The 24,406-nt window shown below is 39.4% G+C and carries 20 protein-coding genes; 10 read left to right on the top strand and 10 right to left on the bottom strand.

Going from position 1 to position 24,406, the window contains the following annotated elements; translation table 11 throughout:
* Nucleotides 1-4: 4 nt before the first annotated feature.
* The 3 genes from pgaB to MKL33_RS04530 form a co-directional block, all read right to left on the bottom strand.
* Nucleotides 5-1,999 (bottom strand): poly-beta-1,6-N-acetyl-D-glucosamine N-deacetylase PgaB, encoded by a 1,995-nt coding sequence (gene pgaB / locus MKL33_RS04540; RefSeq protein WP_270906553.1) that lies wholly within the window; start codon nt 1,997-1,999, stop codon nt 5-7.
* 242 nt (nt 2,000-2,241) lie between these two features.
* Nucleotides 2,242-2,580: an FKBP-type peptidyl-prolyl cis-trans isomerase gene (locus tag MKL33_RS04535; RefSeq protein ID WP_002117532.1), complete on the bottom strand. Its 339-nt coding sequence runs from the start codon at nt 2,578-2,580 to the stop codon at nt 2,242-2,244.
* Between the two features lie 87 nt (nt 2,581-2,667).
* Nucleotides 2,668-3,198 carry a YaeQ family protein gene (locus MKL33_RS04530; RefSeq protein ID WP_002117684.1) on the bottom strand — a complete coding sequence of 177 codons (531 nt, stop codon included), beginning with the start codon at nt 3,196-3,198 and terminating at the stop codon, nt 2,668-2,670.
* A 189-nt stretch (nt 3,199-3,387) separates the two neighbouring features.
* Between MKL33_RS04530 and dctA the strand changes: the two genes are divergently transcribed.
* Complete coding sequence (gene dctA / locus MKL33_RS04525) at nt 3,388-4,650, top strand: C4-dicarboxylate transporter DctA (RefSeq protein WP_108008706.1); 1,263 nt, start codon at nt 3,388-3,390, stop codon at nt 4,648-4,650.
* Nucleotides 4,651-4,695: 45 nt separating this feature from the next.
* On the opposite strand, the gene MKL33_RS04520 is transcribed toward dctA, so the two are convergent.
* Nucleotides 4,696-5,694 carry a CobW family GTP-binding protein gene (locus MKL33_RS04520; protein ID WP_270906552.1) on the bottom strand — a complete coding sequence of 333 codons (999 nt, stop codon included), beginning with the start codon at nt 5,692-5,694 and terminating at the stop codon, nt 4,696-4,698.
* Between the two features lie 500 nt (nt 5,695-6,194).
* Here MKL33_RS04520 and MKL33_RS04515 point away from each other — a divergent pair, with 500 nt between their 5' ends.
* Nucleotides 6,195-6,395, top strand: coding sequence for a hypothetical protein (locus MKL33_RS04515; RefSeq protein ID WP_000761577.1), 201 nt, complete (start codon nt 6,195-6,197; stop codon nt 6,393-6,395).
* Between the two features lie 132 nt (nt 6,396-6,527).
* Here the strand turns inward: MKL33_RS04515 and MKL33_RS04510 are convergent, their stop codons facing one another.
* The 4 genes from MKL33_RS04510 to MKL33_RS04495 form a co-directional block, all read right to left on the bottom strand.
* Nucleotides 6,528-7,043: an acyl-CoA thioesterase gene (locus tag MKL33_RS04510; RefSeq protein ID WP_005070756.1), complete on the bottom strand. Its 516-nt coding sequence runs from the start codon at nt 7,041-7,043 to the stop codon at nt 6,528-6,530.
* Between the two features lie 250 nt (nt 7,044-7,293).
* Nucleotides 7,294-7,908: a MarC family protein gene (locus MKL33_RS04505; protein WP_002117499.1), complete on the bottom strand. Its 615-nt coding sequence runs from the start codon at nt 7,906-7,908 to the stop codon at nt 7,294-7,296.
* Nucleotides 7,909-7,919: 11 nt separating this feature from the next.
* A complete protein-coding gene (locus MKL33_RS04500) occupies nt 7,920-9,986 on the bottom strand; it encodes a choline transporter (protein ID WP_033848536.1) in 2,067 nt (688 codons plus the stop codon).
* A 120-nt stretch (nt 9,987-10,106) separates the two neighbouring features.
* Nucleotides 10,107-11,729, bottom strand: coding sequence for a BCCT family transporter (locus MKL33_RS04495; protein WP_014206021.1), 1,623 nt, complete (start codon nt 11,727-11,729; stop codon nt 10,107-10,109).
* Nucleotides 11,730-11,993: 264 nt separating this feature from the next.
* Between MKL33_RS04495 and betI the strand changes: the two genes are divergently transcribed.
* The 7 genes from betI to MKL33_RS04460 all read left to right on the top strand — a co-directional run bounded on the left by betI (nt 11,994) and on the right by MKL33_RS04460 (nt 20,984).
* Nucleotides 11,994-12,617: a transcriptional regulator BetI gene (gene betI / locus MKL33_RS04490; RefSeq protein WP_005070763.1), complete on the top strand. Its 624-nt coding sequence runs from the start codon at nt 11,994-11,996 to the stop codon at nt 12,615-12,617.
* The gene (gene betB / locus MKL33_RS04485; RefSeq protein WP_005075388.1) at nt 12,610-14,082 is read left to right on the top strand and encodes a betaine-aldehyde dehydrogenase; all 1,473 of its coding nucleotides are present in this window, start codon (nt 12,610-12,612) and stop codon (nt 14,080-14,082) included. The genes betI and betB overlap by 8 nt, the downstream gene beginning before the upstream one ends.
* Before the next feature lie 95 nt (nt 14,083-14,177).
* Nucleotides 14,178-15,836: a choline dehydrogenase gene (gene betA / locus MKL33_RS04480; protein WP_270906551.1), complete on the top strand. Its 1,659-nt coding sequence runs from the start codon at nt 14,178-14,180 to the stop codon at nt 15,834-15,836.
* 510 nt (nt 15,837-16,346) lie between these two features.
* Entirely contained in the window at nt 16,347-17,987 is a 1,641-nt protein-coding gene (mqo, locus tag MKL33_RS04475) for a malate dehydrogenase (quinone) (protein ID WP_270906550.1), read from the top strand.
* Nucleotides 17,988-18,078: 91 nt separating this feature from the next.
* Nucleotides 18,079-18,549: a hypothetical protein gene (locus MKL33_RS04470; RefSeq protein WP_199111789.1), complete on the top strand. Its 471-nt coding sequence runs from the start codon at nt 18,079-18,081 to the stop codon at nt 18,547-18,549.
* Nucleotides 18,550-18,765: 216 nt separating this feature from the next.
* Complete coding sequence (locus MKL33_RS04465; protein WP_270906549.1) at nt 18,766-19,644, top strand: homocysteine S-methyltransferase family protein; 879 nt, start codon at nt 18,766-18,768, stop codon at nt 19,642-19,644.
* A 5-nt stretch (nt 19,645-19,649) separates the two neighbouring features.
* Complete coding sequence (locus MKL33_RS04460; RefSeq protein WP_270906548.1) at nt 19,650-20,984, top strand: basic amino acid/polyamine antiporter; 1,335 nt, start codon at nt 19,650-19,652, stop codon at nt 20,982-20,984.
* 55 nt (nt 20,985-21,039) lie between these two features.
* Here MKL33_RS04460 and MKL33_RS04455 read toward each other — a convergent pair whose 3' ends face one another.
* Complete coding sequence (locus MKL33_RS04455) at nt 21,040-22,953, bottom strand: esterase/lipase family protein (protein ID WP_270906547.1); 1,914 nt, start codon at nt 22,951-22,953, stop codon at nt 21,040-21,042.
* A 149-nt stretch (nt 22,954-23,102) separates the two neighbouring features.
* Nucleotides 23,103-23,810, bottom strand: coding sequence for a YoaK family protein (locus tag MKL33_RS04450; RefSeq protein ID WP_270906546.1), 708 nt, complete (start codon nt 23,808-23,810; stop codon nt 23,103-23,105).
* Nucleotides 23,811-24,130: 320 nt separating this feature from the next.
* Between MKL33_RS04450 and MKL33_RS04445 the strand changes: the two genes are divergently transcribed.
* Nucleotides 24,131-24,406 carry a hypothetical protein gene (locus MKL33_RS04445; protein WP_000061143.1) on the top strand — a complete coding sequence of 92 codons (276 nt, stop codon included), beginning with the start codon at nt 24,131-24,133 and terminating at the stop codon, nt 24,404-24,406.

Here is a 24,406-nt window from a genome sequence, read left to right as displayed (position 1 = left end):
TCAACTACGGCACAAGACGAGATGATTTTTCAGCAAATGCTTTATGCATAGTGTCCACATCCGGATGATCTTTAATTGGGTCATCTGGGTAATATCCGACATGCATGACACCTTGCTGATAAAGAGAATGAATTGTTGCGGCCATTTCAGTTGAAGGTACCTTTTCGTTTTTACGCCAGTCTGTTGCCTGTAATTCAAAAACGGTTTTCTTAACGCCATTTGGATATTGTTTCACGCGATCAACCATATCTTTATAGAACTGATCAGCATTATCGACCTGTTCCATATAAGGCATTGCCATAATAGCCGTAAAGTCATAACGTTTTAACGACTCTTCAAGCGATTGTGAATACCAGTTTTCTGCATATGGTTTTAAAGCAACTTGCGCATATAAGTTACGTGCGGTGAGCAAGAACGGTTCATATTGTCGCACGTCATCAACAAGTTGCATTGCAAAATCATCTAGATATTTTGTCTTATATGCAGTCCACTTTTGCAAATCTTGATCGTTATCACGGATTTTTGCCAAATCTGTAGGTAAACCTTGTTTCGCATAAGCTTTTAAGGCATCTGGGCTTGCATCTTCATAGTCAGATAAGGTGACGTCATCATGGAATAAAATTCCGTTAAATGAAGATGACTTCGCCAAATCTTGATAAATCTCGCGAATAGTTTGGCGCGCCTCTGGTGAGAATGGACTTAAACGGATATACCCCATATTAAGGTGTTCACCAGATTTTGCCTGTTCTGTCACAACCAAATCCTTAGAAACAGGATCAGTTTTTGGTAATTCCCATGCCAATAAAGGCATCCACGCATAAATACGACTAACAGGCGTACGCGTTTGAATTTGCCATGCAACACGGTTAAACAAGTCAGCACGCATTGGAATATGTCGGTTCGGGAAATACACCATATCAGCAGAGCCATTCGCATCTGGATCTGAAAATGCTTGTAAATAGACAGTATTTACACCCATCGCATTAATTCGGTCTAACAAGTGACCTAAATTACGCTCTTGCTGTTTCGGGTCTGGATCATAAATATAGTCCAGATCAATATGCATAATTTTTTGCGGACGATTATTATCAGTTAAATTCAATTCACGATTTTTAATTTCTTGAGCCAAATCATCAGTCGTCATATCGCCTTCTACCAAAATACGGCTCATATTTTGGAGAGATTGTTTTGCGTGGTCTGCCCCATCATCAAGTGTAATGGTAATTGGCATACCCAGCTTTTTAGCAATTTGAACTGTTTGCATATTATAGCGACCATAAGGCCATACCATAATACGTGGTGAACGTAAGCCGTGTGCTTTTAGTAGTTCGTTATTTTTCTTTAAGTCGTTATAAATACGTGACTGATATTGTGCATCGTTCTCGTAAGTTTGAGTTTTTACATCATAAAAACGAGTAGTTGCAGCAGGTTCAGAGTTGCCTTGGGGGTTGCCTGTAATACCGCGGTGCAAATGATAGCTATGGTTTGCGATCTCAACAAAGCCACTATCTTGCATTTCTTTCAACTCAGGCCAGCTTAAGATTTTATCGCGTGGAATTTCTTCCCCTGAAAAATCGACTTTCTGCCCTGCTTTTGGCTCTAACCATGAACCTACTACTGCGAGTACTACAGGGATTTTTTTAGCTTTAATAACAGGATAAGCATTTTGATAAAAAGATTGATAACCATCGTCTACAGTTAATAGAACAGGTTTTGTAGGTAATTGAAATTTACCTTGATGAGCACGGATCAACTGATCAACCGTAATAAAATGGAATCCGTTTTTTTGCAGCCATTCAACATGCTGTGTAAATTGTTGAGTCGTCACTGCATATTGAGGAATTAGTGCATTTTTAGTATCGGTAATTTCATGATAACCAATCACCGTAAGTGTTGACGCGTCCAGTTTAGGTGGTTTGGCTAATGCCATGCCTGACAAACCTGCCAGAGCTAAGCCAAGTGATATGTTCAACAAAGGAGATGCAAAGCGGATAATCATGAAATAGCGTCTCAATAACAATATAGATTATTTATGCGAAGTTTGATTTTAAGACGCAAACTTTTTGAAATTTGGTCTTAATGTCAGCCTGCCCATAAATGAACAGTTTCTCAGTCAGCATTTATAATCAAATAATCTGAAAATAATCTTAAATATTTAAAAAGCTAAAATATAAATTAATAATGTATTTATATTTAAAGCTCATATAAACAAGAAAGCCCCCTAAAGGGCTTTAAATTTCACTAGTCACGAGTTTTGACATCGAATAATTCAATTTCAAAAATTAAATTAGAATTCGCTGGAATAATCTTACCCATTTTACGCTCACCATAAGCTAAATGAGCAGGCACGATTAATTTACGCTTGCCGCCAACTTTCATTCCCATAATGCCTTGGTCCCAGCCTTTAATTACACGGCCTGTACCAATCACGCATTCAAAATAGTTACCGCGATCAATTGAAGAATCAAATTTTGTGCCGTCTTCTAACCAACCTGTGTAGTGAGTTGTAATCAAAGCACCTTTAACAGCTTCTTTGCCCTCACCTACTTTTAAATCGATAATTTCTAATTCATTTGACATGGTTTACCCCTTAATCTGAATCTTTAAAATCGCAATTGGTACTTAGTGTACCAACTGAATCTGTAGAATTTGTTGCGCTTTTCTATGTTACTGTAACTGTGTCCACACAACACTTGCCTGACCCTTTTCACCTAAAAGCGTCCACTCGTTGTCCATGACATTTAATTGAAGCTGCATTGTACGTTCACAAAGTTGTTCAAGCTCTGCTGTACTTTGAGGAGCAATTTGCCACACCTGAACGTTACTTAACGTTTTAATTTTACTGTTTCGTTTCCACCATTCTTCGACTTGTGTGCCATACACAACAAGAGCAACTGTTTTACAGCGCGCACTGGCTTTTTTGACTTTATCTTCAGACGGTAAGCCAACTTCAATCCATGTTTCTAACTGACCCGTTAAATCTTTTTGCCATAATGCTGGCTCGTCAGTTTCAAAAAGGTCTTTAGTAAACTCAAGCTCATCACTTGCGAAACGGGCAAAAGCCATCAAACGAACCATTAAGCGTTCTAAAGTTTCAGAAGGATGCAAGGCAAGCGTCAGTTGATAATCACCATAAATGTGGTCATCCATATTGGCAATATTCAAGTCTGCCTTATAAATTGTTGCTTTAAGCGCCATGATTAATATGTCCAAAAATTTGGCGCTAAGGATACTCGATTTTAGGTAAAAAATTATAAAAAAACTGAACAATGCAAAGCACAGTCATGTGAAATTTGCATATTCTTCCAAAACGCTCAGCTTATTTTATAGTTGGCCGGCTTTTTGCTTTAGAGAGATATATTTTCCTCTTGCTAAAATTGATGACTTATGTGGCTAAAGCTCAAGCGTAGTTTATTTTTACAGGTTCTTTGTGCGCTCTTTCTTGGGGTTGCAGTTGGAATCGGCTTTCATGATTTCTCCCTATCTTTAAAGCCATTAGGTGATGGTTTTATTTCTTTAATTAAGATGCTGATTGCACCAATTGTGTTTTGTGTTGTTGTACTGGGAATCTATGGTGCAAACGACATTAAAAAAATGGGCAAAGTCGGTGCAAAAACGATTCTCTATTTTGAAGTGGTGACCAGTATTGCTTTAATTTTAGGCATTATTGTGGCCTATGTATTTAAACCGGGCGTCGGTATGAATATCGATATTAGCCATTTAGATGCAAAAGATTTAAGTACCTATACCGAACGTGCCCATGAAATGCATACGGGTTCGGAATTTCTACTCAATATTATTCCAAAAACCTTCACTGCCGCTTTTGCAAACGGCGATATTTTACAGGTTTTATTGATCGCTATTTTATTTGGTGTTTCCCTACTTTTAATTCCAAAACATTTAGCAGAGCTGGTACGTCAAGCACTTGAAGCTTTTTCAGAAGTCTTCTTTAAAATTATGGGGCTCATTATTCGTTTAGCCCCAATTGGTGTATTTGGTTCAGTGGCATATACCACTGCTAAATTTGGTTTAGATTCGCTCTTACAATTGGGTTATTTAGTTTTACTGTTTTATGCAACCTGCATTTTATTTGTCGTTATTGTTTTAGGTTCGATTTTAAAACTTGCCGGTTTCAACATTTTCAAATTTGTAGGCTATTTTAAAGATGAACTCGCGATTGTTTTAGGTACAGCTTCTTCTGACTCTGTTCTTCCTCAAATTATGAAAAAGCTCAAAAATTTGGGAATTAAAGATTCAACGGTGGGTTTGGTTATTCCAACGGGTTATTCATTTAATTTAGATGGCTTTTCAATTTACTTAACTTTAGGCGTGATCTTTATTGCACAGGCCTGCAATATTGATTTGTCTATGCATGACTTACTGGCTATTTTGCTAGTTTCACTCATTACTTCTAAAGGTGCACATGGTATTCCAGGCTCGGCTTTAGTTATTCTTGCAGCCACACTTTCAGTGATACCAAGTCTCCCTGCAATTGGCTTAGTGCTTCTACTTTCAGTCGATTGGTTTATTGGAATTATTCGTGCCTGTACCAACTTAATTGGTAACTGTGTCGCGACCGTAGTGATTGCTCACTGGGAAAAAGATATTGACCATGCGCAAGCTAAAGCTGTGTTAGATCGCAAACCTTAATCCCACTCTTCAGAGAACATTGAATTACTTTTGGTCTAATGTTCTCTACTTTTCAAGCTGACAGGCAAGTAATGCTGTTTCAAAAGCCAACCAATCGTGATGATGTCCGCTAATGATTTCAATACGGTTATCAATGCCCTCTTCACCAGACTTATAATTAAACTGATCAGGATTAAAGTTAAAAACTTTCCACCCTTGATCTGTGTTAAAAATTCCCTTAATTCGAAGCCAGTCTTGCTGTGCACATAATAAATCTAGCAAAGCATAAAACTCGAATTTCCAGCGCTTAGGTAATTTCCAACCTGCCACAATATAGCCTTGTGCCGACTCGACATAATGATAAGGTAATTGCTGAATTTCCTTCTTAACCTCGGTTTCAGTCATTTGTTTTTGAAGTTTAAGTAAAGGTTGTATAGATCGCTCAGTTAAACGAGCAGCTACATCAATTTTATTTAACGCTAACTGACCATGTTCAGTTTTAATCCACTCTTGGTGATAAGGCTGATATTCGTCTTTTAATAACTCAAGCGCTTGTTCATCTTCAAAAGTCATCACATCGGTATGTGACACCACCACAATTTGGGCAGCTTTTAACTGATCTTCATAAAGGTTTTGTTTAACCCAATTGGTATCATGCAAACGACTACCATCTACCACAGTAATCAGTGCTCGCATGGCTAAACTACTTTGCCAATGAGGCTCAGTCAGTTGGTCAAATAACTGAGAAGGATGCCCAAGTCCAGTCGGCTCAATAAAGAGTCGATCTGGCTTTTGTTCACTCAATAGACGTGCTAAAGCAATATGCATCGGCAATTGACTGCTACAACATAGACAGCCCCCTAATAGCTCTTTGACTGCATACCCTTCATCTTGGGGTAAGAGCTGTTGGTCTACTCCAATTTGCCCAAATTCATTCATTAATACAGCCCAAACCTCATCTTTAGGCTTTTGGCTTAATAAATGCTGTAATAATGTGGTTTTTCCTGCCCCTAAAAAACCGGAAATAATATGGGTGGGAACAGTTTTTGGGGCTATCAGTTTCACAAGCGGCTCAAATCAACAAGGTTCAAAAAACTAAGAAAGATATATCACTGTTTAAGTAGCATGAAAATGATTTTTAACTTTGAAGATATACTTTTCAATTATCAGGCCAAAATAGTTAATATGTGACATACATCTCATTTAAAATCTATATTAACTCTCGATAATTATAATTCAAACGGAATATTCTATTTAGGCGCATTCACAATTCATGCCAGAGTGTTAGGTTTACGTAACACAGTTGATCTTTTTTCATTCGATAAGAAATATTTTTTCACACTTTAAGGTGTATTTAAGCCCTTTTATTTTACAGATTGCTCACATAAATGACCCGTATATTTCATATTGTTAAGATAGCCGTAATAGATTGTTAAGTTAATTGATGTAATACTAAGCTCGGCTTAGCATGTGTCCTAGCTTAGTCATTCAGCCATACAGGTTTCAGGTATGTATGAACGATTAGGTTTAATTTATTTTTAAATGAAATTTAAGGATGCCATAAAATGAAATTAGCTAAAACTTTACTCGCTACTACACTTGCTTTAACTGCTGCTTCAACTTTCGCTGCTTCTAAGCACGACCAAGCACATAACACTGCTGGTGAAGAAAAAGTTGTTGTTTCAACTCAAGAACAAGCAAACACTGCAAATGCTGCATCTGATGCTGTAGGTTCTGCTTCTGAAGCTGCTCCTGCAACTCGTTAATTCTCTCAGCATTCTCCTCCAAGCTCAGAGATAATTTTACTGAAATGAAAAATGGACGCTGAATTTTGGTAAAGAAGAAAAAGGATCGAACCATGCTGCGGTTCGATCCTTTTTTTAATTCGATCTATTTTTTTAAGAAGTTTTCTTATACATGCTACAAGATGGATTGTGGTTTTCTTGAAGACGTAAAACCTTACGATGCTCAGCAGCTTCAAAGCGGCAACGCTTCCATTCTGTATTGAGATTTAATTGAGGTACTTCACATGGCTTGCCCTGTTCATCAACAGCAACCATCGTGAAATAACAACTATTGGTATGGCGCACTGTCCGCTTCTGGATATTTTGCGCTTCAACACGGATTCCGACTTCCATTGAAGTACGGCCTACATGGTTAACACTTGCCAAGAAGGTTACCAACTCACCTACATAAATAGGTTCTTTAAAATTTACTTTATCTACAGATAAAGTCACCACGTAGCCACCCGAATAACGACTTGCGCAAGCATAAGCGACTTGGTCTAGTAGTTTTAGAATCGTACCACCATGAACATTACCTGAAAAATTTGCCATATCAGGCGTCATCAAAACTGACATCGTCAATTCAGACTGATCATCAGTTGCTGTGGTCATTTCATCTAATGTAGGCATAGCTCAACTCTGTCTTAAAACAAGCTCAGTCAACATTATGGTTGATAATTCACAAAAAAAACATGCTTAAATCCACAACATAGCATTGTATTTTTTAATATCTTTGATTGTTTTTTAAAATTTAATTTTTTAAGACACTATTTTTAAAGTTATTTTTTAAAGCTGTTTTATTTATCTTAGAATTTTTTAGAAGATGCTATGCCATTTTATTCCATGTTCAATGGCATAGCAGGTTCTTATGAGTGACTTGCTAAACTTTATTAATGACGCCTGTCACACCATTAATGATCATATCAATGGCGATCGTACCAATTAATAAAGCAGATAAACGCCCAACAATATCAAAATAGCGGTCGATATGCTTGGCATGTTTATAGCGTAAATGATCATGTGAAAATTTCATTAAAATCAAAATACTGCAAGTTAAAAACAAAGTGAAGGCAATCACTAGGGCTGCTTCACCAATTGACATTTCAATTCCTGTGACTACCGCAGCGCTAATAGTCCCTGGACCGATCATAAACGGCATGGCAATGGTGCCAGCCAGATGTTCTGGAGCACCACGCATTTCTCCAATGGTGTCGGCACCTTGAAACACATAGCGGTAGCCAATCACCAAAAAGATTAGGCCTCCAAAAATCTGAAAGGCTTCAAAACGTACATTCAGATATTTACTAAAAATTGTTTCGCCGCCCCATGCAAATAGCATGAACACGACAAAAGCAATCAAACTTCCCTGAATCAGTGCTTTATTAAACACCTTAGCTTCTGAATGGCGGATCAGGCCAATCATATAAATGCTCATTAAAAATGGATTGAGCAACGAGAAAAATAAAGCAAAAGAATGTAGATAAGGAGAAGCCATGCATTTTCCTCTTAAGCTTGTGGATCTGGGAACAATGGACGATTCCCGGGACTAATACGATTAATATGTAAGAATGTCATATGTCTTTCATATTTATCTAAAATATCGTTAATAACCTGTTCTTTACTGTAACCGACCAGATCGTTATCTTGAGAGCCATCATAAAGATAGGTTTCAAGTCGGAAATAGAACTGTTTGCCTCGTTTTACACGCTGGCTAAAGTTCGGCGCGCTATAGCGTACAGGCCAAATCTGATAAACAAAGTTTTGCTCTTCTTCCAAATGGATAGTGAGATCTAGATGGTAAAGCGTATCTTCATCTTCAAGCGGGGTTTGCTGCACGTCCACATTCATACCCTGCTTAATCAACTCATCAGCAACAGCCTGAACAGCTGGCAAACACACCGTATCTAGCATGCGGTGTGTTTCAGTGGTTCCCGGATGATGCATCACTCGAGTTAAACGCTGTTTCCAGTTGAGAATATCAACGTTCCCTACGACTGGCGCTGCATTCATACTGCGACTAGCATGCCTGTAATCTTCAAGTCTGAGGGACTTATAAAGCCCTGCCATCACAAGAAACATCACAAAACTAAACGGCAACCCCATAATAATAGTTGCGTTTTGTAAGGCGGTAATGCCGTTGGTCATGAGCATGGCTAATGTGAGTAAACCAATCGCCACAGCCCAAAACACGCTTAACCAACGTGGAGCATCATTATCAATATTAGTAAGTTTAGTCGTGAAGTTACCTAAAACCAGCGCTCCCGAATCGGCAGAAGTCACGTAGAACAAAAGCCCAGTTACGGTGGCAATTGAAGCGATAAAGGTAAAGCCCGGATATTGCGCTAACAGGTCATAAAAACCATGAGCAGGATTTGCTAACACCGTCGCTGCTAAGGTTTGGTTGCCTTCAAAAATAACGCTATGCAATGCGCTATTACCAAAAATAGATAACCACGTGAGTGTAAATAGAAGTGGAATAATTAAGGTACCGCATACAAACTCACGAATGGTACGCCCTCTTGAGATACGTGCCAGAAAGAGTCCTACAAATGGAGACCAAGCAATCCACCACGCCCAGAAGAAGAAAGTCCAACTACTCATCCACTCTTTAGGCTGTTCAAAAGCAAAACTTTGTAATGCTAAAGCAGGGAAACGAGTTAAATAGTCACCAATATTTTGGACAAGGGCATTGAGTAAAAACTCGGTATTTCCCAAGAATAAAATAAACAGCAATAACCCGACCGAAACATAAATATTAATTTCAGATAAAATCCGCAGGCCTTTATTGACCCCGGATGTCACCGAAATAACGCTAATGCCGACCGCAACAGCAATCAGGATAAATTGCATCCAGATATTTTCTGGTAACCCCAATAACACATGTAGGCCATAATTCAGCTGTACTACTCCAATCCCGCAGGTCGTCGCAATACCAAAAATTGTCCCGATCACGGCAGCTGTATCAACACTATGCCCAATTGCCCCATTAATTCTTTGTCCAAAGATTGGATAAAGTGCAGAGCGAATGGTAAGCGGCAAATTATAACGATAGCTGAAATATCCCAATGACATACCAATCAAGGCATACATACACCAGCCAGTTAAACCATAATGAAACAATGTCCAAACCATACTTTGGCGTGCTGCTTCATAGGTTTGCCCTGCTCCGACCGGAGGTTGCATATAATGAGATAGTGGTTCAGCGACCGAGAAGAACATGAGGTCGATACCAATACCCGCCGAGAACAGCATGGCAGACCAACTGAGTAAACTAAACTCAGGCTTTGAATGCTTAGGTCCTAATTTGATACTGCCATATCTTGAGCAGGCAATAAAAATCACGAAGGCCATATATAGTGTTGCGGCAAGCAGATAATACCAACCAAAGGTTGAAGTTACCCACTGAAGCACGGCATTCATGACTCGATTTGCAAAATCGTTGAACAAAAACGTGACGAGAGAAAAAATTAAAATAAGTACAGCTGAAAAATAAAAAACCACACGGTTGAGCGGGTCTTTTTTAGATTTAGATAATGTTAAATCATCAACTGCTCTTGGATTATCTGTTGCCATACAATCCTCAAGGAATAAAATAAAAACAAAATATTTAATTTCGTCTTTTCACTCTTATTGAAAACAATGAAAAGACGACTTTAAACGCAAAAAATAATATATAGATGTGATCGATTGAGGTTATAAAACCTCGGTCACTTTATTCTGGTCACAATTCGATGGGACTGAAATGTCTTTTGAAACAGCTAACTGTTTTTTCACTAATTGAGGGTCAAAATCATCTTGCTTTAACGCTTTGGCTAAACCAAACATATAAAGCAAAATAATGACTGAAAATGGTAAACCACATAACACCACAGCACTTTGCATGGAGTTAAAACTACCGGCTAATAGCAAGCCAATACTTACAATGGTAATTACCACAGACCAAAAGACGCGTAACCAGATCGGTGAATCACTATCATTGGTGCCCCCTTTTGAGGACAAATTAGCGATCATTAGTGTACCAGAGCCAACTGGTGTCAAAAATAAAACGAAACAAATTACAACAACAATACCCGCAACGTAAGGATTAAACGGCAGATATTCGAGTAATTTAAATAAAGATAATGCTGGATCAGTTAAGACCATATCACCTAATACTTTCTGTTTTTGCTGCAAGATTAAATAAATTGCAGTGTTTCCAAAAACCGAGATCCAAGCCAGTGTAAAGCCGAGTGGAATCAGGCATACACCTAATACTACTTCACGAATGGTACGTCCTTTTGAAATGCGGGCAATAAACATACCGACAAAAGGCGCCCAAGCAATCCACCAAGCCCAATAAAATACAGTCCACGAACCCAACCAGCCACTGGCTTTTTGATTGTATAAATACATATCAAAACTTTTACCAATAAAATTATTGAGATAATCGCCCGTATTTTGCACCAGACCATTTAATAAATGGTTTGTCGGACCCGTTAAAAATACAAATAAAAGTAAGGCATATAGCAGACGTAAATTAATACGCGACAACCACGCCAAGCCTTTTTCAATACCCACCACTGTCGTAATCGTGGCAACGAACATCATGATGAGCACGGCAGTAATTAAGGTCGCAGAGTTATCTGGAATTTGCGGCAGTAAATAACAAATGCCCGATACAAGCACTAACGCTCCGATTCCCAAGTTGGTAACCAAGGAAATAACTGTCGCTAAAATCCCAAAGCCATCGACAAAATCGCCCACCAAGCCATGCACTCGCTCTCCAAAAATTGGGTAAAGCGCTGAACGCAGTGCTAATGGCAAGTTTTGTCTAAAAGCAAAGTAGCCTAAAGTAACTCCGAGCAATGCATAGAGCACCCAGCCATGAATCCCCCAATGCAAAAAGCTATAAGTCATCGCATTACGGGCTGCCTGAATCGTTCCTGCCTCGCCTTCTGGCGGTCTTAAAAAATGGTCAACCGGTTCGGCCACACCATAATAAAGTAGCGCAATACCAATCCCTGCCGAAAACAGCATTGAAGTCCAAGCCAAATAACTAAACTCTGGTTTGTCGTCATCTTTTCCCAAAGGAATCTGCCCTACTTTTGAAAAAGCGAGCCAACCAACAAAACCCAGACACAGCACAATAACCAGCATGTAATACCACCCAAAAAAGTGATTTACTTGCTCTTGTACATAAGTCAGCCAAAACTGACTTTTTTCTGGAAACAGCACAAAAAGTAGGCCAAAAATACCGATACTGATTGCTGAACTCCAAAATACGAAACGATTTAACCGAATATGGTCTGAAGAATATCCATCACTTTTCAACACCATCTTATTGCTCCTTGCAATCGGTGTATTTTTCTCAAAATAACGTGATAAGTACCGGACTTATGCGCATCATCCTATCCGTAAGAACTTCTGATTCTATCTCTTCTACCCCGAAGTAAGATTCAAAAATTCATTGATTTTTACATATCATACTTGTTATTGATTGAACGTTCAATCAATAACAAGTATGATAAAAAAGTGCTATGATGCTCTGTAAGTTAACATGTTGAATTTTAAGCACCCATAAAAGTGCTGATGTGGACAACCATGACAAAACGCAGAGTAAAACCAGAACATGTGCGACGTGAAGAAATCATGAACGCTGCACTCGACGTAATTTATGAAGTGGGGTTATCCAATACCACCATTGCACAAATTGCAAAAAAAGCCGAGCTGTCGACCGGCATTGTCAGCCATTACTTTGGCGACAAACAGGGGTTGATAAATACCTGTATGCAAGAAATGTTAAATGTTCTGCGTCGTAAAACCGAACAGTACAGAGCAGAAGCAGATTCGCATCCAGAGAGCCAGATTAAGGCCATTATCGACTCTAACTTTGACATTAGTCAGGTCAATGAAAAAGCAATGCGGGTCTGGTTGGACTTTTGGTCAGCAAGTATGCATGTACCAGACTTAAGCCGCTTGCAAAAGATTAATGATCAACGCCTGTATTCCAACTTAAAGTTTTATTTTCTTAAGTTAATGGATGAACAACAGGCCAGTGTTGCCGCTAGAGGTTTGGCAGCATTGATTGATGGATTATGGTTACGAGGCAGTTTAAGCCGTCATAACGAATTTGACAGCAACCTTGCTCGTTCCATTGCTTACGATTATGTACAAACGCAATTGCAATTTGCGAACAAGCCTTTGCAGGAGAGACAAAATGAGTGATGTACAAGTTCATCAATTGTATATCCATGGACGCTACGTTAAAGCAACCAGTGGTAAAACATTTAATAGTATTAACCCTGCCAACGGCGAGACAATCGCGACTCTTCAACAAGCTTCTGAACAAGATATTGAAGCTGCTGTACAAAGTGCCCAACAAGGACAAAAAATCTGGGCTGCCATGACTGCCATGGAACGTTCTCGTATTTTACGTCGTGCTGTCGACATTCTTCGTGAACGTAATGATGAGCTTGCCCGTCTTGAAACACTCGACACAGGTAAAGCTTTCAGCGAAACATCTACAGTCGATATTGTGACTGGCGCAGATGTACTCGAATACTACGCAGGACTTGCAACAGCTATTCAAGGCGAACAAGTTCCACTTCGCGAATCAAGTTTCTTTTATACACGCCGTGAACCGTTAGGTGTAGTTGCTGGTATTGGTGCTTGGAACTATCCAATTCAAATTGCTTTATGGAAATCTGCCCCTGCCCTTGCTGCGGGTAATGCCATGATTTTCAAACCAAGTGAAACCACTCCACTCACTGCATTTAAACTTGCAGAAATCTATACAGAAGCAGGCGTTCCAGACGGCGTATTTAACGTGGTGCAAGGTGCTGGTCGTGAAATCGGTCAGTGGCTGACTGAACATCCTGTGATTGAAAAAATCTCATTCACTGGTGGTGTGGAAACTGGCAAAAAAGTCATGGCAAGTGCTGCTGGCTCTACGCTTAAAGAAGTGACCATGGAACTTGGTGGTAAATCTCCACTGATTATTTGTGAAGATGCCGACCTCAACCGTGCAGCAGATATTGCAGTCATGGCGAACTTCTTTAGCTCAGGTCAGGTATGTACCAACGGTACGCGTGTATTTGTTCCAAAATCACTTCTAGCCGACTTTGAAAAAGCCGTAGTAGAACGCGTAAAACGTATTCGCATTGGCGACCCAATGGCTGAAGACACCAACTTCGGTCCACTCACTAGCTTCCCTCACATGGAAAAAGTGTTGTCCTTTATTGAGTCAGGCAAACAACAAGGCGCTAAAGTGTTAATTGGCGGTGGCCGCGCAACAGAAGGCGAACTTGCAAAAGGCGCTTATGTACTACCGACGGTATTTAGCGACTGCACTGACCAGATGGCGATTGTTCAAGAAGAAATTTTTGGACCTGTCATGAGCATTTTAAGCTATGAAACCGAAGAAGAAGTCATCCGTCGTGCCAACGATACCACCTTTGGTTTAGCTGCCGGCGTGGTTACTCAAGACATCAGCCGTGCTCATCGCATTATTCACCAAATTGAAGCAGGTATTTGCTGGATTAACACTTGGGGCGAATCGCCTGCCGAGATGCCAGTCGGTGGCTATAAACAATCTGGTGTGGGCCGCGAAAATGGCTTGACCACACTTGGGCACTATACCCGTATCAAATCTATTCAAGTTGAACTTGGCGATTATCAAAGCATTTTTTAATGCCTCCATCGCTTTAAACACTTCAACCTAAATCACATATGCCGAGCAGTCTTTATAGATTGCTCAGGCAAACTGTTAGTAAAAAAAGGATAGTTATGAATATTAAAGAATATGATTACATTATTATTGGCGCAGGATCTGCCGGAAATGTACTCGCTGCGCGTCTTACTGAAGACAAAGATACCACCGTTTTATTATTAGAAGCGGGTGGACCAGATTATCGCTTGGATTTCCGTACACAAATGCCGGCAGCTTTGGCCTACCCTCTTCAAGGCCGTCGCTATAACTGGGCTTATTTAACCGATCCTGAGCCACACATGAATAACCGCCGTATGGAATGTGGTCGTGGTAAAGGTTTAGGTGGTTCATCTTTAATTAACGGCATGTGCTATATCCGCGGTAATGCAATGGATCTAGAACAATGGGCAACACATAAAGGCCTTGAAAACTGGTCTTATGCCGACTGTTTGCCATACTACAAAAAAGCCGAAACCCGTGACATTGGTGAAAATGACTATCATGGCGGCAATGGTCCTGTGTCCGTTGCTACTCCTAAAAATGGCAACAATGTCTTGTTCCATGCCATGGTTGAAGCTGGTGTACAAGCCGGTTACCCGCGTACTGATGACTTAAATGGTTACCAACAAGAAGGCTTTGGTCCAATGGACCGTACGGTAACCCCTAAAGGTCGGCGTTCAAGCACTGCACGTGGTTATTTGGATATGGCAAAAGGTCGTCCAAACCTCACTATTTTGACTCATGCTACAACCAATAAAATCTTGTTTAATCAAAAGCAAGCGATTGGTGCTGAATACATTATTGGCGCTGATCAAAACAACTTACAACGTGCCTTGGTTAAACGCGAAGTCTTACTGTGTGCAGGCGCAATTGCGTCACCGCAAATTTTACAGCGCTCAGGTGTGGGTCAAAGCACTTTCTTAAAATCAATGGACATTGATGTGGTTCATGATTTGCCGGGCGTAGGTGAAAACCTGCAAGACCACCTAGAAATGTACTTACAATATAAATGTAAACAACCCGTTTCTTTATACCCTGCCTTGAAATGGTATAACCAACCTGCGATTGGTGCCGAGTGGTTATTTAACGGTACAGGTATTGGTGCAAGTAACCAGTTTGAAGCAGGCGGATTTATCCGTAGTTCGGATGAGTTTACATGGCCAAATATCCAGTACCATTTCTTGCCAGTTGCCATTAACTACAACGGTAGTAATGCAGTGAAAGAACATGGTTTCCAAGCTCACGTCGGTTCAATGCGTTCGCCTTCTCGTGGTCGTATTAGACTGAAATCAAAAGATCCGTTTGAGCATCCAAGTATCTTGTTTAACTACATGTCGACTGAACAAGACTGGCGCGAGTTCCGCGATGCAATTCGTATTACACGTGAAATTATGCAGCAACCTGCGCTTGATCCATATCGTGGTGAAGAAATTAGTCCGGGCAAACATTTGCAAACCGATGCAGAGATTGACGACTTTGTTCGAAACCATGCAGAAACAGCTTACCATCCGTCTTGTAGCTGTAAGATGGGTGAAGATGAAATGGCTGTTGTAGATGGTCAAGGTCGCGTCCACGGTATGCGTGGTTTACGTGTAGTTGATGCCTCAATCATGCCGCTGATTATTACCGGTAACTTAAATGCAACCACCATTATGATTGCCGAGAAAATTGCAGACCAAATTCGTGGACGTGAAGCGTTACCACGTTCAACTGCACCATTCTATGTAGCATCATAAAATCTGAAAGGGTATATTTCTTATGCAGAGATATGCCCTTAATTTAATCTTTATAGAACCAATATTAATAAGAACGATGTATGACAGAAAATAAGCACTTACGAACAGCTTATTTACATAAATAGGGTAAGAAATAAAAATTAATCAATTTTTATAGGAAAATATTCTTCAAATGATTTAACTTTAATCAAATTAAATTTATTAATTTAATTTCAAATACTTAAATAAAAATAATTAGCTTAAATTATCTTTTCAAAGCTCAATTTGATTAAATATAAATCATATTTATGATTTTGATGAACCCCATTTATTATAAAAATTGTCTTGTCAATGCAAAATTAGTCTAAAATATAGAGTGTTTGCGATAATCCCAAGTAATTTTTATTTTTTTCGAAGTTCTCTAATTTTGAGAATTTACTTTCGCATTTATATCCGTTTTGTCTGGATACGCTGTCTAGGTTTCCTCACACCTTAAGTGACTCAAATAACTTATTTTAAGGTCCCCCTTACATGAAAAAGTTTTTGAAATACCTTCTGGTATTAATCATTCTTATTCTAATTGCAGGTATTGTATTCTTGTTTAGACCAACAACGTCAAAACAAGTTGAAACTGCAAAAGATGAGCCAGTTGTTGATGCTGTTCTTGTTGGCGGCGGCATCATGAGTGCCACTCTCGGTACTTATTTCACTGAGCTTGAACCAAACTGGCAAATTCGTATGTATGAACGTCTTGACCAAGTTGCTCAAGAAAGTTCAAACGGCTTTAACAATGCCGGAACAGGCCACTCTGGCTTTATGGAAATGAACTATACCGAAGAGAAAAACGGTAAGATGGAAATTGCCAAAGCTGAAAAAGTTGCTTCTCAATTTGAAGTTGCTAAACAGTTCTGGTCATATCAGGTAAAACAAGGCGTTTTAGCTGAACCAAAATCATTCATTAATCCAGTTCCGCACATTGCTTTCGTTTGGGGCGATAACGTTCAATTCTTAGAAAAACGTTATGCTGCCATGATCCAAAGCCCGTTGTTCAAAGGTATGAAATTTACTGAAGACCCAGCTGTGATTAAACAATGGGCACCTTTAGTGATGAATGACCGAGACCCTAGTCAAAAAGTTGCAGCAACCCGTATGGATGTTGGCTCTGACGTGAACTATGGTTCAATCACTAAACAATTAGTGGGTCATTTAAATCAAAACCCGAATTTCAAATTACAGACATCAACTGAAGTGACTGGCATCAGCCAAAATGATGACAAAACTTGGACTGTGTCTTTCAAAAATTTGAAAACTGGTAAAGTAGATCACGTTAAAACACGTTTTGTATTTATCGGTGCAGGCGGTGCAGCAGTTAAATTATTGCAACTTACTGGTTTACCAGAAGCGAAACAATATGCTGGCTTCCCTGTTGGTGGTGAGTTCTTAATTACTGACAACCCAAAAATTACTGCTGAACACACAGCGAAAGTATATGGCCGTGCTGAACTTGGTGCTCCTCCAATGTCTGTACCACATATTGATACACGTTATATCGATGGTAAAAAATATGTATTGTTTGGCCCATTTGCAACGTATTCAAACAAGTTCCTGAAAAATGGTTCTCAGCTTGATTTACTGGCATCAACCAACAAAAACAACGTTTTACCAATGACCACTGTTGGCTTGGAAAACCTTGATCTTGTTAAATACTTGGTCAGCCAAGTCATGATGTCAGATGAAGACCGTCTAAATGAACTTCGTAAATACTACCCAGATGCGAAAGCTGAAGACTGGCGTTTAAGCCAAGGTGGTCAACGTGTTCAGATCATTAAGAAAGAACCGGGTAAACCAGCAACACTTCAATTCGGTACAGAAATCTTTGCGTCTAAAGATGGTGCTGTAACTGCATTGTTAGGTGCGTCGCCTGGTGCTTCGACTTCTCCATACATCATGCTTAACTTGCTTGAAAAAGCTTTCCCTGAGCAAACTGAAGGTAAGTGGAACCAGAAGCTTCATGAAATTGTAGTGTCTTATAAACAAGACTTAAGCAAAGATCCTGTGTTACTCGACAAAGTTCGTCAGTACACAAGTTCTACGCTTGGCTTGAACTATACATCTCCGTTCAAAGCTGCAAACGATGAAACTGCTGCTGCCCCAGTTGCAAAAGCAAACTAAGTTTGACGATGTATAAATAAAATTCCAAAAGGATGAATTTCGATTCGTCCTTTTGTTTTTTAAGCCCTCAGTTGAGATATTTAGATTCACTATGACGCCTTTAAACTCATCATCTCGCCTCTTGTCATTTGGTTTTAAGCTCGTGCTTGTTTTACTGCTGGCTTATCTTTTGGTAAGCGGTTTTTATATGTGGATGATTGGCGGCACAGCAATTTACATCGGCTCTGCAGTGTTACTTGTCATAACTGCCTTCTCTTTTAAGCTCGGTAAATATCAAAAGCTATGTTCTGTTTTAAATGTGCTGATGGGTGCAGCGGCGTTATATTTCAGTACTGCTCATTTATTTTTCTCCCCTGTTCAATTCTTTATATTTTTACCTGCCTTATTTTTTGTACTGTTAGCTTTTGCTCGCCTAGAAAAAGTTCGTCGCTTATCTAAAGTTTTAATATTCATCAGTTTATTAATTTGGTCAGGCATACACTTTATGCAGCTTGAACAGCTTAAAGCGTATTATAGAACGCAGCACACTGGCGAAAGTTGGCAACAATATGGCGCGTTATAAGATTATTTTTTAGTCTATATTTTCAAATAAATACGTAATCTTTTTCACATGAAGTTCATCAGTAAAACTGAACATGATCTACAGAATTCCTTTTAAGAAAAAATATTCATAACAATCTAATTTATTTAGAAATATATCGAGCATATTCGCGATTGAATACGATCCATCTACACGCTAGATTAGCTGAATTATTTTTCTCCCTTTACGTTGTAATTTATGAAAATTTTAGATGGCGGTTTAGGCCGTGAATTGGCCCGTCGTGGCGCTCCATTTCGTCAACCAGAGTGGTCTGCTCTCGCACTCATTGAAGCTCCTGAAACAGTAAAAGAAGTACATCTCGATTTTATTAACGCTGGTTCAGAAGTCATTACGACTAACAACTATGCTGTTGTGCCATTTCATATTGGACAAGAACGCTTTGAAACTGACGGCGTGCGTTTAATTAAAGTTGCTATTCAACAAGCAAAAAATGCAGTTCAAGAAAGCGGGAAAAATGTCAAAATCGCGGGTTGCTTACCACCGTTATTTGGTTCTTACCGTGCAGACCTGTTCCAACCAGAACAGGCTAAAAGCCTTGCTGAGCCCATCATTAAAACATTGGCACCAGAAGTTGATTTTTGGCTCGCTGAAACCCAATCTTGCTTAAAAGAAGTTGAAACAGTCCACGCGTTATTACCACAAGATGGTAAAGACTATTGGGTATCATTTACGCTGCAAGATGAGATTAAACAAGAACAAGCATTACTTCGTTCAGGCGAAAATATGCAACAAGTGGCTGATTTCATCAAACAATCAAATGCCAAAGCAGTATTGTTTAACTGCTGCCAACCTGAAGTGATCTTGCAAGCAATTAATGAAATTAAAGGACTCATTCCAGAGTCGGTGCAGATTGGTGCTTATGCCAACGCGTTCCCACCGCAAGATGAAAGCGCTACTGCCAACGATGGTCTGGATGAAATTCGTAAAGACTTAGATGCTCCAGCTTATCTAGGTTTTGCTAAACAATGGCAGCAAGCAGGTGCAAGTTTAGTGGGTGGTTGCTGTGGTATCGGACCAGAACACATTGCTGAACTTTCACAATTTTTTAAAGAATAAATACCATGTCTGCTGCCAAAATCGGATTATTGTCTCTTACAGCGCTGGTCTTTAGTTCTATGGTGGGGTCAGGCGTTTTTAGCCTTCCCCAAAATATGGCTCAAGTTGCCAATGGTTCTGCCCTTCTTGTTGCATGGCTCATTACTGGGGTCGGTATTATTTTCTTGGCCCTCTCATTGTTGCATTTAACGCGTCAACGACCAGACCTTGACGGCGGTATTTATAACTATGCACGCGAAGGCTTTGGAGACCTGATCGGGTTTTGCTCGGCGTGGGGCTATTGGTTGTGTACTACCATTGGTATTGTCGGTTATGTGGTGATTGCCTTTTCAGGCGTCGGCATGTTTACCGACAGCAAAGACCATATTATTTTTGGCGAAGGTAATACGCTCTATTCACTGATTGGCTCAAGCATTTTTGTGTGGCTGGTGCACTGGTTAGTAAGTCGAGGTATTAAAGAAGCTGCGATTGTGAATTTACTGGCAACCATTGCCAAAATTATTCCAATGGTGGTTTTCATCTTCTTTACCTTCATTGCCTTTAAGTTTGATTTGTTCAAACTCAACTTAAATGATTTCTCTTTAAAAGTTCCGCTTTGGCAGCAAGTGAAAGACCTGATGTTGATTACCCTTTGGGTATTTACCGGTATTGAAGGTGCTGTAGTTTTATCATCGCGTGCAAAAAAGCGTCATGATATTGGTAAAGCAACTATTTTAGGTGTTTTGCTGGCATTAAGTTTTTACGTGATGGTGACCGTATTGGCTTATGGTGTGGCAAGTCGTGAAGCGCTTGCAGGCATGCATAACCCATCAATGGCGACTATTTTACAGCAACTGATCGGTTTACCGGGCACGATTGTTATTACCATCGGGCTTATTATTTCAGTTTCTTCGTCTTATTTAAGCTGGACGTTATTCGCCACTGAAATTCCATATTTAGCTGCAAAAAATGGTGCATTCCCGAAATTATTTTTAAAGAATAATCAAAATAATGTACCCATTTCATCACTTTGGCTGACCAGCATTGTCGTGCAAGGTGCATTGATTGCGGTTTATTTTTTCAATAAAAATTACACCCAGCTTTTATTGATTTCCTCGGTCATGATTTTGCTGCCTTATTTTCTGGTGTCGGCTTTTTACCTTAAAGAATCTATTCGCCATAAACGCACGCCTCACATTGCGATTGCAAGCGTTGCTTCAATCTATGCGCTTTGGTTGCTCTATGCCGCAGGACTAGACTTACTACTCTTGTCTGGTGTGTTGTATTTGATCGGCTTGGTTATTTTTTCAATCAGCTACTTTGAGCATAAAAAATCGCTCAAACAAAATCAGCTAAATTAGTCATTTCAACCACTGTTGACCCAGTTCAGCAGTGGTTTTCTAAGAATAAAACTCTCTACTTTGAAGACTGTGACTGCTTTAAATGCAATCGTAAAATACGGCGTAATTCTAAAATTGCCTCAGGGCTAGTTTGAATCGAATGGCCACCTTTGATGATCAACTCCGACTGCTCCCCACCTAAATGCGAACTTTGATACGGCACAATTCCATCACTGCTTTTTAACTTATCTGTTGTCCCGTTAATATTGCCCATAATCGAGTGATAGACCACTTGTGGCGATGGTTGAATAGCTTGAGTCAACTGCATAAAGTTAGAAGAGCGACTTAAATTACTTGCCCCATTTTCAATTAATCCTTTTCTGAGTTTTGTATTTTTCTCATCTCTCATTTCAACTGCAATAAAAAAATCAGCGGGCAAACGAATGATACGGCGAGCAATTTGGGTAAACCATCGGTCGGCGTAGTCTGTACCATGATGCGGTGCCGAAACAAAAACAACTCGATTAAAATATGGCAAAGCCTTGAACTGAAAACGCTCTTGAATTACCGGATTTTCTTTTAAACGGTTTAGCTGTGCTTCATTCATTTTTTGCATGGCTTGCTCTGAAACATCGGCATTGCTTACCAGTAAACGGCTAATCACTCCACCCATACTGTGCCCAACTAACACTGCATCGTGTGCAGCATAACTGTCTTTGGCAATGTTTTGAAAAGCCTGATTCAACAATGAATAAATCTGAAAACGACTTTCAAAAATCGGCATGTTAGTTGAATAAAACACTTGCCACACCTGATAGTTTTTCCTTAATTCGGCATCGCCCATAATGTCATTGGTTAGGCTCACCCACGCCTCTGGGCTACTTGCTAAACCATGAATAAACACAATAATTTTCTTATTCGGGTTAAAAGGTTCCAGCATATATAAATGCGGCATGATTAAATTGGCTTCTTTATTAATTAAAGACCAATAACCTGCTGCCCCTAAATTATATTTTGATAGCCAAAGCCCATAAGGAGCCGAATAGTTTGCAGTCAGTGGATAGTCCACACCTTCAATTTTTACACGCTCTTGTCGATATGGATCGAACATCGCAATTTCTAACTCTGCCCCAGCAATGACCTGATCGGCTGTGGCTTTTTGTTTTGGGTATGCAATGGCAGTAGCAGGAAAGAAGCGTGGTAAATGAATATTAGGGTTGGCTTGGTGAGCATAAAAATTATCGGGGTCTAAAATGAAGCCGTGATTTACATCATTTTCTTTACGCCCAACAATAAACTCTGCCCCCAAACCATCCTTACGGTTGACGGTATTAAAACCGGAAAAGTTCATGTTATAGCTGGAGCGAAAAGTATCGACTTCAATTTTTTGTACATCTAACGCGTGGTCAAAATTGACGTGGTACTCATGACCATCCGCTTTAAGCAATGGTGGAAAGCGATGCGTATTTAAATGATTAAAATACGTGGTCATAAGCTTTGACAAGGCGACGTTATAAAAAATACGTACCTGATTTTGGCGATGGTCAAACACCCGATCGAAAGGCGACTCTTCAGAGTCAAATAAATAGACATAACTATAGCGCAAGCTTTTATCGAACAGCGCTAACTCTTGCTCAACGCAAATGTTACTTTTATTAATGACGTTACACTGGCTGCTACGCCCGACATCTAAAGCTTTTGCCAAGTAAATTTCACTCAGCGCAGCATAGCGTTCTTCTCGGCTGCTATTTTCGGACAGGCTCTGAACCTTATTTAAACAATCATCAAAATTTTGTAGGCAAGTTTTTTCATCTTCTTTGACCAAATACAGCAAGTTTTGAGTTTGATGACTTAAGGTGCCGTCGGTCAGAATACTTTCATTCTTACTTTTTAAAGCGTTACTTAAATTACTTTCTTTTAAATGAATGACCTGACAGCCACTGAGCAAAGCCATTATTGTTATGATTGAATAATGATAAGACTTTGTCATTGTGCATTCCTTAATCGAATGTATTCCCCATCTGGTCATTATGCCTGTAAAGCAGTGAACGAACAATTTCGAGTCCGCTTCCGTTTTCCTTTATTACGAAAAAAAGCCTGAACTCATTTTAATTCAGGCTAATTTGTTATTTCTTCGAATTAAGCTTGATTGAACTTTTGCTGTGAAGCTAAATAAGAAAAATACAAAATTGGTAAAATAAACGGCGCTACACTCCAGAAATCAAAATAGACATAAAGTATCGCTCCCAACAAAGCACCAATCACAAAGCCAATTACAATACTGGCACTTTTAAGCAAACTTGCCCGATTAGCCGCATTATTATTTTTAAGCAAGTTAGCAATATCAATCCCAAGCTGGGTAGTGTTGCCTGTCATCATAGTACTTGGGCTAATATTTTTAATGAGGGTTTTGCTTGATGTATTACGAATAGCCAAAGCAATTAAACCTAGCCCACCCGTTACTGCAACTGTTAATGCATCCGGATCTTTAAATGGCTCAAAGTAAAGCCCTGCCACCATAAAGGCACATAGAAAAATAGCTTCAAATAAAAATAAATAAGACAGCGTTTTGTGCTTGACCTGACTGCGGTCAATCAACAGTTTTGTAATGACAACGGTCAAAATAAATAGCGGGATTGCGGCAAGCTTGATCCATAAACCCGAGCCACCTTTAACCCATGCTGCCCCTGCCAACACTAAGTTTCCCGTCACATGCGCGGTGAAAAAGCCAAACAATGCAATAAAACCAATAGTATCAATTGCCCCACCCACCATAGTGAGTAAAACAGGATCGCGACATATTGCCCAGGTACTTTCTGTGTCTTTTTTAATTGGGGTATCTGTCATAAAAATATCCTGTTAAATTAAAACTTTAAAGTAAGCAAGTTGTATATAAATGATTTAAAAATGAATAATACTAAAGCGTTTATGAAAGCAAAAAACTATGTAAAAAAATAGGGTGCGTAATGTCGTAACACTGTCTTTAAAATGGCAACAATCAAAATTGACTATTTTTAAAACACTAAACTGTTCTCCTCCTTAAATCAATTTGACCTCCAAAACTGTTCTAACTATGATGAAGCCGCTAGTTGACATCAACTGGTTTTGGACCTGAAAAAGTTATGCCAAAATATGGATAATCAATAACAACAATCACGAGTAGATATATGTCACTTTATAATTTTTCAGTTTTTTTAGGGGGATTATTATTTGTATCTGTTGCCTTCGCGGGTCAAAAAAACAGTCCTCATCGTGATTTCTATCTAAAATGTATTGCGGCTGGTCATAGCCGTGCAAGCTGTACATGCATTTATCATCGTTTAGAACGCCAATACTCCCCTAAGCTCATGCATAAACTTGGAAGTTTGAGTTTACAAAGTCCTGAAATACCGCGTGATTTTGTAAAATCCATGATGCGTACTATGCAAAAATGCCAGTCATAA

The sequence above is a fragment of the Acinetobacter sp. AOR43_HL genome, from assembly GCF_027854635.1.
Lineage (GTDB): Bacteria > Pseudomonadota > Gammaproteobacteria > Pseudomonadales > Moraxellaceae > Acinetobacter > Acinetobacter pittii.
This window is presented reverse-complemented; position numbering and strand designations above follow the sequence as displayed.